The 13,955-nt window shown below is 64.3% G+C and carries 12 protein-coding genes; 3 read left to right on the top strand and 9 right to left on the bottom strand.

Annotated features, from left to right (window positions below; genetic code table 11):
• Window positions 1-135 precede the first annotated feature (135 nt).
• The 7 genes from QA639_RS06065 to QA639_RS06035 form a co-directional block, all read right to left on the bottom strand.
• Window positions 136-2,460: a putative bifunctional diguanylate cyclase/phosphodiesterase gene (locus QA639_RS06065; protein ID WP_028335975.1), complete on the bottom strand. Its 2,325-nt coding sequence runs from the start codon at window positions 2,458-2,460 to the stop codon at window positions 136-138.
• Between the two features lie 183 nt (window positions 2,461-2,643).
• Window positions 2,644-3,969, bottom strand: coding sequence for a Tol-Pal system beta propeller repeat protein TolB (gene tolB / locus QA639_RS06060; protein WP_157344278.1), 1,326 nt, complete (start codon window positions 3,967-3,969; stop codon window positions 2,644-2,646).
• Window positions 3,970-4,041: 72 nt separating this feature from the next.
• Complete coding sequence (locus QA639_RS06055) at window positions 4,042-4,974, bottom strand: cell envelope integrity TolA family protein (RefSeq protein WP_050386124.1); 933 nt, start codon at window positions 4,972-4,974, stop codon at window positions 4,042-4,044.
• A 30-nt stretch (window positions 4,975-5,004) separates the two neighbouring features.
• A complete protein-coding gene (locus QA639_RS06050; protein WP_016846953.1) occupies window positions 5,005-5,472 on the bottom strand; it encodes a biopolymer transporter ExbD in 468 nt (155 codons plus the stop codon).
• Window positions 5,473-5,506: 34 nt separating this feature from the next.
• The gene (tolQ, locus tag QA639_RS06045) at window positions 5,507-6,220 is read right to left on the bottom strand and encodes a protein TolQ (RefSeq protein ID WP_016846954.1); all 714 of its coding nucleotides are present in this window, start codon (window positions 6,218-6,220) and stop codon (window positions 5,507-5,509) included.
• 641 nt (window positions 6,221-6,861) lie between these two features.
• A complete protein-coding gene (gene crcB / locus QA639_RS06040; RefSeq protein ID WP_057018130.1) occupies window positions 6,862-7,248 on the bottom strand; it encodes a fluoride efflux transporter CrcB in 387 nt (128 codons plus the stop codon).
• Window positions 7,249-7,485: 237 nt separating this feature from the next.
• On the bottom strand, window positions 7,486-8,085 hold the full coding sequence (locus QA639_RS06035; protein ID WP_016846956.1) for a superoxide dismutase: 600 nt from the start codon (window positions 8,083-8,085) through the stop codon (window positions 7,486-7,488).
• A gap of 139 nt (window positions 8,086-8,224) precedes the next feature.
• Between QA639_RS06035 and QA639_RS06030 the strand changes: the two genes are divergently transcribed.
• The 3 genes from QA639_RS06030 to QA639_RS06020 all read left to right on the top strand — a co-directional run bounded on the left by QA639_RS06030 (window position 8,225) and on the right by QA639_RS06020 (window position 10,979).
• Window positions 8,225-8,755, top strand: a complete 531-nt coding sequence (locus QA639_RS06030; protein WP_157343857.1) for a GNAT family N-acetyltransferase — start codon at window positions 8,225-8,227, stop codon at window positions 8,753-8,755.
• A 136-nt stretch (window positions 8,756-8,891) separates the two neighbouring features.
• The gene (locus QA639_RS06025; RefSeq protein WP_157343863.1) at window positions 8,892-10,277 is read left to right on the top strand and encodes an MATE family efflux transporter; all 1,386 of its coding nucleotides are present in this window, start codon (window positions 8,892-8,894) and stop codon (window positions 10,275-10,277) included.
• 258 nt (window positions 10,278-10,535) lie between these two features.
• Entirely contained in the window at window positions 10,536-10,979 is a 444-nt protein-coding gene (locus tag QA639_RS06020) for a DUF2147 domain-containing protein (RefSeq protein WP_283089379.1), read from the top strand.
• Window positions 10,980-11,224: 245 nt separating this feature from the next.
• Here the strand turns inward: QA639_RS06020 and QA639_RS06015 are convergent, their stop codons facing one another.
• Window positions 11,225-12,373, bottom strand: coding sequence for a DUF3095 domain-containing protein (locus QA639_RS06015; RefSeq protein WP_283089378.1), 1,149 nt, complete (start codon window positions 12,371-12,373; stop codon window positions 11,225-11,227).
• Window positions 12,374-12,545: 172 nt separating this feature from the next.
• The gene (gene zigA, locus QA639_RS06010) at window positions 12,546-13,751 is read right to left on the bottom strand and encodes a zinc metallochaperone GTPase ZigA (RefSeq protein WP_283089377.1); all 1,206 of its coding nucleotides are present in this window, start codon (window positions 13,749-13,751) and stop codon (window positions 12,546-12,548) included.
• Between the last annotated feature and the right edge of the window lie 204 nt (window positions 13,752-13,955).

The following is a 13,955-nucleotide window of genomic DNA, read 5'->3' as shown; positions in this document are numbered from 1 at the left end:
AGCCAAAAGATTAACAGCTTCTTAATTTCCGTCAAAGCAATCGAGGCAATACAGTTAACTTCCGACCGGAAGGGCACACTACGAATAGTGCAGTCGAAGGCTCTCACAACTATCGATTGAGTATATTGCGCCGGATCAAGCGATCGAGCGCGAGGGAACCACGTGCAGTTGCTCGTCGGTCCGCCGGCCGTGCGAGGCATTGAGCAGCTGGCGGATGCGGACGGAGGGAACCGGCCGGCTGAACAGGTATCCCTGTGCTTCGGTCACCGCGCCATCGGCGCTGATCAGTTCGAGCTGCTCATTGGTCTCGATGCCCTCGACCACGACCGACATGCCGAGATCCGCCGACAGCCGCGCCACCCCGCGCAGCAAGGTCAGCGGACGGTCGCTGTCGATACCCTCGAGGAAGGAGCGGTCGATCTTGACCTTCTGCAGCGGGAAATTGTGCAGGTAGCTGAGCGACGAGTAGCCGGTGCCGAAATCGTCCAGCGAGATCCGCACACCGAGCGAGCGCAGCTGGGACAGCACGTCGTGGGTCAGCTCGGTGTTGTGCAGCAGCGAGGATTCGGTGATCTCGATCTCGAGCCGGTGCGCCGGCAGGCCGGAGACCTCGAGCGCGTAGCGAACCTCGCTCAGCACGTCGCGCTGGTGGAACTGCTGCGGCGAGAAGTTGACCGCGACGCTGACCGCCTCGGGCCACTTCATGCATTCCATGCAGGCCTTGCGCAGGATCCAGCGGCCGAGATCGACGATCAAGCCCATGTCCTCGGCAACGGGAATGATGTCGACCGGAGAGACCGTGCCGCGCACCGGATGGTTCCAGCGCAGCAGCGCCTCGCAGGTGCTCACCTTGCCGGACTTCAGGTTGATCAGCGGCTGGTAGAACAGCTCGAATTCTTCGTTGGCGAGCGCCTTGCGCAGGTCGAGCTCGAGGATGCGGCGGGCCTCGACGGTTTGCGCCATCTCGTCGCGGAAGAAGCAGAAGGTGCCGCGGCCGTCGGCCTTGGCGCGGTAGAGCGCCATGTCGGCATTCTTCAGCAGCGTGTCGGCTCCGACGCCGGGCGCGGTCATCGCGATGCCGACGCTGGCGCCGATCTCGACCAGGTGGTTGTCGATCTTGTAGCGTTCGCTGAGGCGGTCGACGATGCGCCGCGCCAGCGCCGCAGCGTCCTCGTGCGAGTGGATGTTCTGCTGGAACACCACGAACTCGTCGCCGCCGAACCGCGCCACGAAATCCTCCGGCCGCAGCATCTCGCGCAGCCGCTCGGCGACCGCGCAGAGCAGCTGGTCGCCGCAGGGATGACCGAGCGTATCGTTGACCTGCTTGAACTGGTCGAGGTCGACGAACAGCAATGCGGAGCGATGGTCGCCGTGCTGCATGGCGAGCAGCCGGCCGATTTCGTCGCGGAAATTGACGCGGTTGGGCAGCGCGGTCAGCTCGTCGTAGCGCGCGAGGTGGCTGATCCGGGCCTCGGCGTCCTTGCGCTCGGTGATGTCCTCGACCAGCACCACCGTGCCGCCGCCGGCCATCGGCTGGAAGGTCCAGTCGAGCGAGCGGTTCTTGGTGGGGTCGGGGTCGCTGGTGACGATATCGCCGCGCTGCGAGCTCTCGATCTCGTAGAGAATCTGCTGCGCGGCCGCGGCCGAGATCGAGCCGGACAGGACGCAGGCGTTGCAGATATCGGTCGCGCTGGCGCCGCGCTGCACGAAATCGTCCGACAGCTGCATCATCTCGATGAAGCGGTGGTTCATCACCGCAACGCGGCCGTTAGCGCTGAACATGCACAGGCCGTGCGGCATGTTGTTCAGCGCGGTATCGAACTGGCCCGCCAGCGCGGCCTCGCGCTCCTTGGCGATCCAGGCGTTGACGTAGATGCGCTGCAGGCTGGAGGTCAGGTGCCGGATGGCGCTGAAGAACACCAGGCTGAGCAGCGCAAGGGCGATGTGATAGGGACCGCCGACATACATCAGCGCCAGGATCAAGGGACCGATCGACATCAACAGATGGAGGTGGAAGATCTGCGGCCGGCCGAAGGTCCGCCCTACCCCCGCCGAGGTGTAGGCGACCACCGTGGTCACGCAGAGCATGTGCGCGGCAGCGTCCCTGGTCGTCAGCAGCACGGTGACGCCCCAGATGCCGAGCGAAATGCCGTAGGCGATGGTGCCGATCCTGTAACGCTTCTCCCAGGTCACGGACTCTTCGACGGTGAGCCGGGAATTGCGCTGCTGGTAGCGGTACATCTGCAGCGCGCGCGCCAGCCCCACCACGATGAACAGCGGCACGCACAGCCAGCACAACAGATTGCTCGTGACAGCCGCAATCACGGCGCCCGCAATGGCGGGGCCGAAGGCGCCGAAAATCATGGGCGCTGGGTTCATGAACAGGGAATCGACCAGCGCCGCGGAAATCGTCGGCGACATCGACCGGTCCGGTTCACCCGTCTGACTTGCGAACTGCATTGTGAGAGCGCGCGTCCTTTTCAGCTCGCACTCTTACTGATCGCAGGTGAAGTCTTTCTGAGCGAACATCGTTAGCAAGTTCTTGCCGCGCCCAGGCGACGACCGGAATTCACCATAAAATTCAGTGCGCTAGGTGAGAAGTGCCGACCGCCGCCGAGGTTCCCCAGAGCAGCTGCACACAGCTCATGACAACAGCGGTGACCAGGCCGGGTCGGAGGCAAAGCCCGGGGTCGGTACCCGCAGCTCGTTGCGGCCGGAGACGTCGATGGTGAACAGCGACGGGCCGCTGTTGCCGCCGGGATCGCGGAAGAACATCACGACGCGCCCGTTCGGCGCAAACGTCGGGCCTTCGTTGTGGAAGCCGGAGGTCAGGATGCGCTCGCCCGAGCCGTCGGGCTTCATGATGCCGATCGCGAACTGCCCGCCGCCCTGCTTGGTGAAGGCGATATAGTCGCCGCGCGGCGACCATACCGGCGTCGAATAGGTGCCGTCGCCGAACGAGATGCGCTGTGCGCCGCCGCCGGTTGCCGGCATCACATAGATTTGCGGCTTCCCGCCGCGATCGGATTCGAAGCAGAGCCGCGTGCCGTCGGGCGCATAGGATGGCGAGGTATCGATCGCCGGCGTGTCGGTCAGCCGCGTCATCGACTTCGAGCGGAGATCCATCACGAACAGGTTGGAGTTGCCGCCCTGCTGCAGGCTCATGATGACGCGCTGGCCGTCGGGCGAGAAGCGCGGCGAGAACGACATGCCCGGGAAGTTGCCGACGATCTCGCGCTGGCCGGTCTCGATGTTGAGCAGATAGACGCGCGGGTCGCCCTGCCCGAATTCCATGTAGGTGATTTCCTGGGTCGACGGAGAGAAGCGCGGTGTCAGCACGAGGTCCGAGCCGCGGGTCAGGTAGCGCACATTGGCGCCGTCCTGGTCCATCAGCGCGAGGCGCTTGACGCGGCGATCCGCCGAGCCGCTTTCGTCGACGAACACGACGCGGGTATCGAAATAGCCCTTCTCGCCGGTCAGCCGCTCGTAGATCTGGTCGGAGATGATGTGGGCGATGCGCCGCCAGTATTCGGCCGAGGTGTCGTACTGCTGGCCGGCGAGCTGCTGGCCGGTGTTGACGTCCCAGAGCCGGAACTCCGCCTTGACGCGCCCGTTGCCCTGCCGCGTCATGCGGCCGGTGACCAGCGCCTGCGCGTTGATGCTCTTCCAGTTGTTGAAGTTCGGCGCCGCGTCGATGTTGATCTGCTTCTCGAGATAGGCCGCCTGATCGATCGGCGCAAACAGGCCGCTGCGCTTCAGATTGTTGGTGATCACCTGCGTCACGCCGACACCGACCTCGGTGTCCCCGGGCGTGCCGGCGGCGAAGTTCGGGATCGCGATCGGCAACGGCGCGAAGTCGCCTTCCGGAATGACGACGCGCTTCTGTGCAAAGGCGCTGCGGCTTGCGGCCAGCACGCCAAGGGCAGCCATTCCGGAGATCATCTGTCGACGGTCGAGGCGAAACGTCATTGCACGCAAATCATTCTGGTCGGTCATTGTCCGTAGACTTTGTTTGCTATTGGCCAAGCGACGCCGTCGCCCTCAGGTCTTTCGCTCTGTGAACACCGGCGCAAAATACTTCCATTCGTCGAAGAAAGCCGCCGGCAGATTGTACGGCTGGCATTCGATGATCGCCCGCAGCGCGCTCTCCTGATAGACGCGCAGATAGGGCGTCGCCGGCGTGCCTTCCGGGACCGGCATGCCCTCGAGCGAGCCGTCGCGCTTCAGCTTAATCGAGAACACCGCCTCGGTCTGCTGCGCCTCGATGCCGCCATAGGGCTTCTTCCAGCAACGCTCGACCTGCTGCTTGAACATCGCGCCCCAGGTCGCGGAGTTGTCGGCAGCCTTGCCCTTGGCCGTGCCGAGGGCGGCGTTGGCGTTCAGCGTGTCGCCGGTCGCCGCGGCGCGCGTCGGGTCACGCTTGTCGAGCAGGGCTGCGATCTTGCTCTGATCGAACACGCGATCCTTCGGCTTCTGCTCCGGCGGCGGCTTGGCGGCCTGCTGCACCGGCTTCGGCGGCGGCTTCTTCTCTTCCTTCTTGATCGCTTCCGCGATCGGGTCGGGCTTCACCGGATCGGGTTTCTTCTCGACCGGCTTCGGCTCTTCCTTCGGCTTGTTCTCGACCTTCTTCGGCGGATCCGGCTTCTTGTCTTCCGGTTTCTCCACCTTCGGCGCCGGCTGCGGCGCGGTGTCGGTCACGACAGGGGGCTTTTTCTCCTCGACCTTGCCGACGGTGTCGTCGACCGGCTTGGCTTCGGCGACCTTGTCGACCAGCGGCTTGGGATTTTCCTTCTTGCCGTCCTTCTGACCGGCCATGACATGCGAGAGTTGGTCGGGCGAGATCACGTCGACGGCAACCGATTCCTCTTCCGGCATCACATACGCCTTGGTCGACCACGACACGAGGCCCCACCCGATCACGAGGACGTGCAGGACAATCGATGCCGCCAGAGTCTTGTCGACCTTGACCTTCAAATCAGGCTTCCCCGTGCCTTGGCATGGTGGTTATCCGCCTTCCGGGATGATGACGATATTCGCCTTGAATCCCGCGGCCCGGACCTCCCCGAGCAGTTTCATCATATCCGTGTAACAGACGTCCTTGTCGCCACGCAGATAGACCACTTTTTCGGCATCCGACCGGGCGTCACCGATCGCCTTGATCTTGGCCGGAAAATCGGCGGCCGTGACCGGCGCGTCACCCAGATAGAGCTCGACATTCGAGTTGCAGCCGCCGCCGGTGCGCTTGACCGACAGTGTCAGCGGCGGCTGGTTCGACGAGATCGACTTGCCGCCGCTCGCCACCGGCAGGTCGATGTCGATGTTCGACGTCATCAGCGGCGCCGCCACCATGAAGATGATCAGCAGCACCAGCATCACGTCGACCATCGGCGTGACGTTGATCTCGGCCATGACCGGCTTGCGCCCGCCGCGGCGGCGTCTGCCACCGCCGGACCCTGCCATGCTCATCGCCATGATCGCACACCCGCAAAAGTGACCATCATCTAACTCAACCCCGCTCGTCGATCTGACGGGACAGGATGGCGGAGAACTCGTCGGCGAAGCCCTCCAGGCGCGCGGCCTGCCGGTTCACCTCCGAAGTGAACTTATTGTAGAAAATAGTCGCCGGAATTGCGGCAATCAGGCCGATTGCGGTAGCAAACAGCGCTTCCGCGATACCGGGCGCCACCACTGCCAGAGAGGTGTTTTTGGAGGCCGCGATCGACTGGAAACTCGACATGATGCCCCAAACGGTGCCGAACAGGCCGACAAAGGGACCGGCCGAGCCCACGGTGGCGAGCACCAGCAGCCGGCGTTCCAGCCGCTCCACTTCCCGGGCGATCGAGACGTTCATGACCTTCTCGATCCGCGCCTGCAGGCCGGCAAAGGACCGCGACTGGCTCTCGAAGGAGCGCTTCCACTCCCGCATCGCCGCGACGAAACAGGCCGCCATCGACTGGGTCGGCTTGGCAGAGAGGGCCCGGTAGAGTTCCTCGATCGACTGACCGGACCAGAACGCCTGCTCGAACTTGTCCATCGCCCGCTTGGTGCGGGCGTAGAGCAGGATCTTGTCGATTGCGATCGCCCAGACCCACACAGAGCAGGACAGAAGTCCCAACATCACGCATTTGACGACCCAATGGGCCTGCCAGAACAGCGCGATCAGCGACACGTCGCTCGATGCCAGTGGCAGAGTTGACTGAGCCACGTCGGCGGGATTCATCGGCAATATCCTCTCAACGCAAGTGTCCCAATTCGGCGGGCCGCCAATCGGCACCCCTTCCACGGCCGCGCGCCCGGCGCGGCAAAACTGCGCGAGAGCCTCTTACATCTGTCGCATGGGGGGCCCGTCCAAAGCCGGGCCCTGCTTCCCCTGCCAACATGTCAAAACGAGGGCTTTTCACGCGTCATTCCGACCCTAACCAAACGCTAATCATGGTTAAGGCGAGGTTACCAAAGGGAAATTTGGAGGCGGGAAATGCCGCCGGCCGGGGAGGTTGGCGGGTTCCACAGATGAATGGCTCTCGTTCGGAGGGCGGTCCATCCCGGCGTCGTCCTGGCGAAAGCCAGGACCCATAACCCCCGGATTCAGTGATGAACCGGATCGTGGCCCCAGCGTCGCGCAACAGTTGAGATTTGGGGTAATGGGTCCTGGCTTTCGCCAGGACATTGCGTGTGTGGCGCGGTCTGTGAGTCACACATCCACATTCACGCGACATGATTTGTCTGAGCTTTGCTCTTCATCTCGCCCCCTCTCTTGAAGAGGACGCAGGGAAAGCCGGGTGCCGATCGCCCCCATGGGCCCCGTGCAAAAGGTGGCACGCGCGCGCGAGAGCGTCCACGAGGCATGACGCCGAGCGCATCTCACGTCAAATGCCTGATGATCGCGAGGCCGGCGAACAGGCCGGCGATCGAGAGGGCCACCGAGCCCGCGACATACAGCACCGCAAGGCCGAGCTCGCCGCGCTCATAGAGCAGCGCGGTGTCGAGCGAGAAGGCGGAGAAGGTGGTGTAGCCGCCGAGGATGCCGGTCATCAAAAATAGCCGCCAGGGCTGCGAGGCGTCGCCCTTGAAGGCGAGATAGCCGGCGATCAGGCCCATCACGGTCGAGCCCGTGATGTTGATGATGAAGGTGCCGTAGGGAAACGCGGTGCCGATGCAGCGCGCGCAGGTGACGTTGATCAGCTGGCGCAACGTCGCGCCGAGACCGCCGCCGAAGAAGACGAGGAGATAGCTTGCCGCGTTACCCACCAATGCCCCCGCTGGTGTGGTGAAGTGAGGGGAATCCAACCCCGCGTAGTTTCACCCTTCCCCTGAAAGGGGAGGGTCGACGCGAATGAAATGAGCGGCGGGGCGGGGTCAAGTCTCTCCATTGAGAGACTGCTCGTGTTGAGAGATGACCCCTCCCCGTTTCGCATTTCGCTTCGCTGCATGCGAAACGACCCTCCCCTTTCAGGGGAGGGTGCGGGGTCGTGAGACGACCTGAGATCAGCCGGCCTTGCCGAACAGCTCGTCGACATAGTCCCAGTTGACGAGGTTTTCGACGAACGCCTTCAGATAGTCCGGACGGCGGTTGCGGTAGTCGATATAGTAGGAGTGCTCCCAGACGTCGACGCCGAGGATCGGCACCGCGCCGTGAACCAGCGGGTTCTCGCCGTTCGGGGTCTTGGCGACCTCGAGCTTGCCGCCCTTGACCTGCAGCCAGGCCCAGCCGGAGCCGAACTGGCCGGCGCCGGCAGCGGCGAAGTCGGCCTTGAACTTGTCGAAGCCGCCAAGGTCTTCATTGATCTTCTTTTCCAGCCGGCCGGGCAGCTTGCTGCCGCCGCCATTCGGCTTCATCCACTTCCAGAAATGGATGTGGTTGTAGTGCTGACCGGCATTGTTGAAGACGGCCGCGTTCTTGCCGAACGAACCCTTCACGATCTCCTCGAGGGACTTGCCTTCGAATTCGGTCCCCTTGATCGCATTGTTGCCGTTGGTGACGTAGGCCTGGTGATGCTTGTCGTGGTGAAACTCCAGCGTTTCCTTGGACATGTAGGGAGCAAGGGCGTCGTGGGCGTAGGGCAGATCGGGTAGCGTGAAGGTCATGGGGTAATGTCCAACAGAGGGTGGGAGACTACACTTAACGGGTCCCCCTTATAGAAGGTTCCATGGCGGAGAAACACCGCATTTTCGGATCGCCTATGACAGATCGGCACAGCCCGAACCAAGACCAAGGACCCAGACGATGAGCATCGAAATCGACATTCTCAACGGAGATGCGTCGTGGAAGCGCGCCGAGCCGCTGCTCCGGGCGGTCTGGAGCCCGGATGCCGCCGAGAAACAACCTTGGGCCGATGTCAAATGGGCCCACGCGGATTTGCGCGTGCTGCTCGATGCGCCCGACGACAGCGGGCTGGCCTGCCATGTCGGTATCTATTTCCGGACCATCACCTGGAATGGCCACAAGGTGCATGTCGGCGGCATCGGCGGAGTCTCGACCCGTGCGGACTGCCGGCGGCGCGGCTATGCGTCACTCGCGTTGGATGCCGCCGTGCACACCATTCGTGCCAACGACGCGGTGAAATTTGCAATCTTATTCTGCGAGCCGCACAATTTCGCGTTCTACCAGGCGCGCGGCTGGCATCCCTTCAGCGGCGAAGTTTATTGCGAGCAGCCTTCCGGGCAGATCCGCTTCGAGGCGATGGCGCCGTTCGTCAACGACATCGTCCGCGCGCCGCGCCAGGGCAAGATCGACCTATGCGGCCTGCCGTGGTGACCCCTGCATCGGCGGCGGTGGCGATGAACGGTGCAACCTCGTAACATGTCGATCATCATTTATTGATTGCGAGCCCGGTTCACTGGCGTTGGATTGCAGTGCGCCCCTCTCCCGCTTGCGAAGTGAGCCGTGACGCATGACCATTGATGCCTCGATCGACGACGTGCAGCCGGCCACGGCCGCGCCCGCCACGCCGGTCAACGACCTTTTGACCGCGCCGATCCTGCCGACGCTGCTGCGCCTCGCGATCCCGAACACCATCGCCATGTTCGGCTCGACGCTGGTCGCGGTGGCCGAGACCTCTTACATCGGCCGGCTCGGCACCGAGCCGCTGGCCGGCATTGCGCTGGTGTTTCCGTTCGCGATGCTGACGCAGATGATGTCGGCCGGCGCGATGGGCGGCGGCGTCTCGTCGGCGATCAGCCGCGCGCTCGGCGCCGGCGACCGCGACCGCGCCGCCGATCTGGCGCTGCATGCGGCGATTATCGGCGGATGCGCCGGACTGTTCTTCACTGTGATGATGCTGGGCTTCGGCCGCAACTTCTATGCGCTGCTCGGCGGACATGGCGGCGTGCTCGAGCAGTCGATGCATTACTCGCAGGTGCTGTTCTCCGGCGCGATCTCGATCTGGCTGGTCAACACGCTCGCCTCCGTGGTGCGCGGCACCGGCGACATGCGAATTCCCTCGATGACGCTGATCACGGTCTCGATGATCCAGATCGCGGTCGGCGGCGTGCTGGGTCTCGGATTGTTCGGCATGCCCGGTCTCGGCATGCGCGGCGTCGCCGCCGGACAGCTCACGGCCTTCACGTGTGGCGCGATCTTCCTCGCCTGGTATCTCGCCTCTGGCCGCAGCCGGTTGAAGCTCGACTTCGCCGCCTTCAGCTTCCAGCGCGCGATGTTCCTCGACATCCTCAAGGTCGGCGCGATCTCCTGCCTGTCGCCGCTGCAGAGCGTGCTGACCATCCTGATCTTCACCAAGATCCTGGCCAGTTTCGGCACCGAGACGCTGGCCGGTTACGGCATGGGCTCGCGGCTGGAATTCCTGCTGATCCCGATCGCGTTCGCGGTCGGCGTCGCCTCGGTGCCGATGGTCGGCATGGCGATCGGCGCGGGACTCGTGACCCGCGCCCGCAAGGTGGCGTGGACCGCCGGCACCGTCGCCGGACTTGTCGTTGGCCTCGTCGGACTTGTGGTCGCACTCAAACCGACGCTGTGGATCGCGCTGTTCACCACCGATCCCGGCGTGACCGCCGCGGCTTCGTCCTATTTCGCGCTGGCCGGCCCGGGCTTCGGCTTCTTCGGCGTCGGTGTCTGTCTCTATTTCTCCTCGCAGGGCGCCGCCAAGGTCGGCGGACCGGTGCTGGCCGGCACCATCCGCCTGCTGCTGGTCGGCATCGGCGGCTGGTGGCTCGCTACCGTGAGCGCCCCGGCATGGACGCTGTTTGCGCTGGTCGGCGGCGCGATGGTGGCGTTCGGCCTCGCCACCATCATTTCGATCCGGCTGACCCGCTGGGGATAATACGACGCAGCGCCCTCGCACCGGAGCGTTGCCTGAGCATGACTGCTCCGGAAACAGGCACCAAATTTTTTTGGGAGCGCGCTCACCTGATCGCGCGAATATGACATTGCAGAAATTCTTCGACTTGTTATGCAGGCCGACCTCTAAAGCGCGATGAGATTGGGTCGAATCGTCGTCGCGCTTTAGCTCTTTGTTGATCATGATCTTTTTGGAAAACCGCTTCGCACTTTTCCGGATCATGCTCTGGGGGAATAAGCCATGGCCTGCCGATTCGGATTCATGATCGCAATCATTGCGACGGCGCTCGCCGTCCCCGCCGCGCATGCGCAGGGCGCACCTGAGCCGGTCGGCGTCTGGCAGACCCAGGCCGGCGATGCCCGCGTCAAGATCAGCAAATGCGGCGGCGGTATCTGCGGCGTGGTGGTGAGCCTGCGCGACCCGATCGATCCGATGACCGGCAAGCCCCAGATCGACAACAAGAATCCGAATCCGTCGCTGTCCAGCCGACCGATCATCGGGCTGCCGCTGTTCTCCGGCATGCATTGGGTTGCCACGGGCAAATGGTCCGGCCAGATCTACAACGCCGACGACGGCGGCACCTATGCGAGCAGCATCTCGGTGACCGGCGAGAGCACGCTGCGCGTCGAAGGCTGCGTCGGCGCGCTGTGCGGCGGCGAGACCTGGACGCGGGTGGGCCGGTAATTCTGAGCCGAGCAGCAACCGCGACGGGACCGTGCTCCCTCGCCCCGCTCTTGCGGGGAGAGGGTTGGGGTGAGGGGCTCTATCCGCGTAGCATATCTGAATTGTAGTCAGCTCACCGTCGATCTCGCGAGTGGGATGAATATCTCCTTGCGACCACGCATTGCCCTGCCCCTCACCCGGAAGCCACGCGAGGCGTGGCGTCCGACCTCTCCCCGCAAAAGAGCGGGGAGAGGTTAGAAAAATTGCTAGACCGCGCGCGCCTTCAGCACCGTCGCGGCCGAGGCGTAGCCGCCGCGGGCGCCGTCGATGAAGTGGACGTGATCGGCGCGCATCACCGACGGAGTGAAACAGGTCATCATCGCGGCATCCTGCTCGTGCAGGCCATAACGCACGATGCCCTGCGCGGCTGCGGCGGCGAGGCGCTGCTCGATGTCGGCGGCGAGCTCCGGCGTGCAATCCAGGATCATGCGCAGGCCGTCGTCGAACTTGCGGAAGTCCGAATTCTCGACCACCTGCCGCAGATAACGTTTCGGTGCGAACTTGCCGACCGGGATGTTGAACCGCATCAGCGTATAGGCCCACAGCGCGAATGTGAGCACGACGGCGCGCCGCAGCGCGAGCGGTCCGCCGCGCCGTGCGCGCGCCTCGTACTCCATTCCCTGCGGCGGCCAGTGCAGCGGCGGGCCGCTTGCGGGCACCGGCCGTCCGGCATCGGGGCTCTTCTCGATGCGGACGACGATATCCTCGATCACCTTGCGGAAGGATGCGGGATCGGCGTTCTTCGCCGGCAGCACCAGCACCGAGAGGATCAGGCCGCGCGCGGACGGCATCACCTCGAAGCGGCAGGACAGGCCGGACAAATCGGGCTGTGTGCCCTGAGGCGCCGGATCGACCGCGAACGCGCCGCGCTTCATCGCGGCATCGGCGTAAGCAAGACCACCGCCGGAGAACATCGCATAAGACAGATTGGCCGACGGCCCGAAGCGCGCGACGCGGACATCGGCGCCCGCGGCGCGGATCGCCGCCATCGGCACCAGCGCCACCCGCAGCACCAGATCAAGGTCGTCGTGCACCCAGCGCGCGGTCGCGGCCAGCGCCTCGCGCGCTCTGTCGAGATCGGCGGGCGCAACCGCAAAACTCGCACCGTCGCCGCCGAACACGAAGGGGAATTCGCGGCCCTCCAGCGCATTGGTGACGGCGGCGACCACCGCAGCGCCGGCCATGTTGACCGCCTTGTAGCGCTGCGCCGCGATCGCCTTGGTCGATTCCACGATATCGGCGACGCCGACCGTCCAGTCATCGGGCAACGGCGCATACAGCGCGGGGTCCATCAGCCGCGCGAAGCCGCGAAACACCGGAATGCCGCCGTAGAAGATCTCGCTGCCGCCAGCCATCGCAACGCCGCGCTGTTTCCGCCCTGATGCGGGATTCTCTAGCAGATACGGTGCGGGTTGGGGCCGGTTTTAGAAGCGTAGCCCGGACGGAGCGCAGCGAAATCCGGGGACCTCTCAAGCAGCGGAAGACCCCCGGATTGTGCTTCGTTCCATCCGGGGTACGGTGACTGCCTCACGCCGCCTCGCCTGCCCTGCTCCACGGCGGAAACGGATCGCGCAGCCCGGCCCAGGCTTGCGGGTGCATGCCCGGTCTGCCGGCGACGAGGCAGGCATCGAGACGGCGGCGGATGTCGTCCTCGTTCATGCCGGAGCCGATGAAGACCAGCTCCTGCCGGCGATCGCCGTAGAGATCGTTCCAGCTCCGCTGCATCATCAGCCGCCAGTCCGGATGATCCGGCCAGCGCTCGCGCGGGATCGCGGCCCACCACGAACCGAGGCCTTCGGTGCGGACGATGGCGCCGGCCTGGCTCAGCTCGCCGCACCAATCCGGGCGCGTCGCGATCCAGAAATGGCCCTTGGCGCGGATCACGCCTTGCCAGCTCTCGCGCAGGAAGGCGTGGAAGCGCAGCGGATCGAACGGGCGCCGCGCGCGGTAGACGAAGCTCGTGATGCCGTATTCCTCGGTCTCCGGCACGTGCCCGGCAAAGCCGTAGAGCTCCTTGTGCCAGAGCGGATGCTGCTGCGCGCGCTCATAGGCGAAGCGGCCGGTGTCGAGCACGCGGTCGAACGGGACTTTTGCGAAATTCGCCTCGACGATGTCGGCCTCGGGATTGAGCGCACGCACGATGGTGCGGGCAGCCTCGCGCTCTGCCTGCTTTGCGGCATCGATCTTGTTCAGCACCACGACATCGGCGAACTCGATCTGCTCGACCAGCAGATCGACCAGCGTGCGCTTGTCGCCGTCGAGCGCTTCGCCACGTTGGCTGAGGAAATCGGTCGAGGCGTAGTCTTTCAGGAGATTGGCTGCGTCGACCACCGTGACCATGGTGTCGAGCCTCGCGATGTCGGAGAGGCTTTGGCCATCTTCATCGCGAAACTCGAAGGTCGCGGCGACCGGCAGCGGCTCGGAAATGCCGGTCGATTCGATCAGGAGATAATCGAACCGGCCGCTCTCGGCGAGCGCGCGCACCTCCTTCAACAGGTCGTCGCGCAAGGTGCAGCAGATGCAGCCATTGCTCATCTCGACCAGTTTTTCGTCAGTCCGGGACAGCATCGCACCGCCATCGCGAACGAGGTCGGCGTCGATGTTCACCTCGCTCATGTCGTTCACAATCACCGCAACCTTCAGGCCGCGGCGGTTGTTCAGGACGTGGTTCAGCAAAGTGGTCTTTCCAGCCCCGAGGAAGCCGGACAAGATGGTGACGGGGAGTTTTTGCATCGAGATCAAACAGTTGCTGGAGGGATCGGCGGCGGCGGGACATGGGGCATTCGCTTGATGTTATGTTATAACATAACATCAATGGACTGCGGCCTGTCAAGCGCCGGGTGAGGCGCAGTCAGCCTGCCATTCTCGGAAATGCGTCGCCCGGATGGAGCGCAGCGAAATCCGGGGACCGCCTCAGCGAACGAGAGACCCCGGATT

It is taken from the genome of Bradyrhizobium pachyrhizi (genome assembly GCF_029714545.1).
GTDB classification, from domain to species: domain Bacteria; phylum Pseudomonadota; class Alphaproteobacteria; order Rhizobiales; family Xanthobacteraceae; genus Bradyrhizobium; species Bradyrhizobium pachyrhizi.
Note: the sequence above shows the minus strand (reverse complement) of the source record. Positions and strands in the feature narration are given on the sequence as shown.

Coding starts and splice junctions, on each gene's coding strand:
- QA639_RS06065 (WP_028335975.1), bottom strand. CDS start 2,460: ATGCAGTTCGCAAGTCAGACGGGTGAACCGGACCGGTCGATGTCGCCG.
- tolB (WP_157344278.1), bottom strand. CDS start 3,969: ATGACGTTTCGCCTCGACCGTCGACAGATGATCTCCGGAATGGCTGCC.
- QA639_RS06050 (WP_016846953.1), bottom strand. CDS start 5,472: ATGGCGATGAGCATGGCAGGGTCCGGCGGTGGCAGACGCCGCCGCGGC.
- tolQ (WP_016846954.1), bottom strand. CDS start 6,220: ATGAATCCCGCCGACGTGGCTCAGTCAACTCTGCCACTGGCATCGAGC.
- QA639_RS06035 (WP_016846956.1), bottom strand. CDS start 8,085: ATGACCTTCACGCTACCCGATCTGCCCTACGCCCACGACGCCCTTGCT.
- QA639_RS06030 (WP_157343857.1), top strand. CDS start 8,225: ATGAGCATCGAAATCGACATTCTCAACGGAGATGCGTCGTGGAAGCGC.
- QA639_RS06025 (WP_157343863.1), top strand. CDS start 8,892: ATGACCATTGATGCCTCGATCGACGACGTGCAGCCGGCCACGGCCGCG.
- QA639_RS06020 (WP_283089379.1), top strand. CDS start 10,536: ATGGCCTGCCGATTCGGATTCATGATCGCAATCATTGCGACGGCGCTC.
- QA639_RS06015 (WP_283089378.1), bottom strand. CDS start 12,373: ATGGCTGGCGGCAGCGAGATCTTCTACGGCGGCATTCCGGTGTTTCGC.
- zigA (WP_283089377.1), bottom strand. CDS start 13,751: ATGCAAAAACTCCCCGTCACCATCTTGTCCGGCTTCCTCGGGGCTGGA.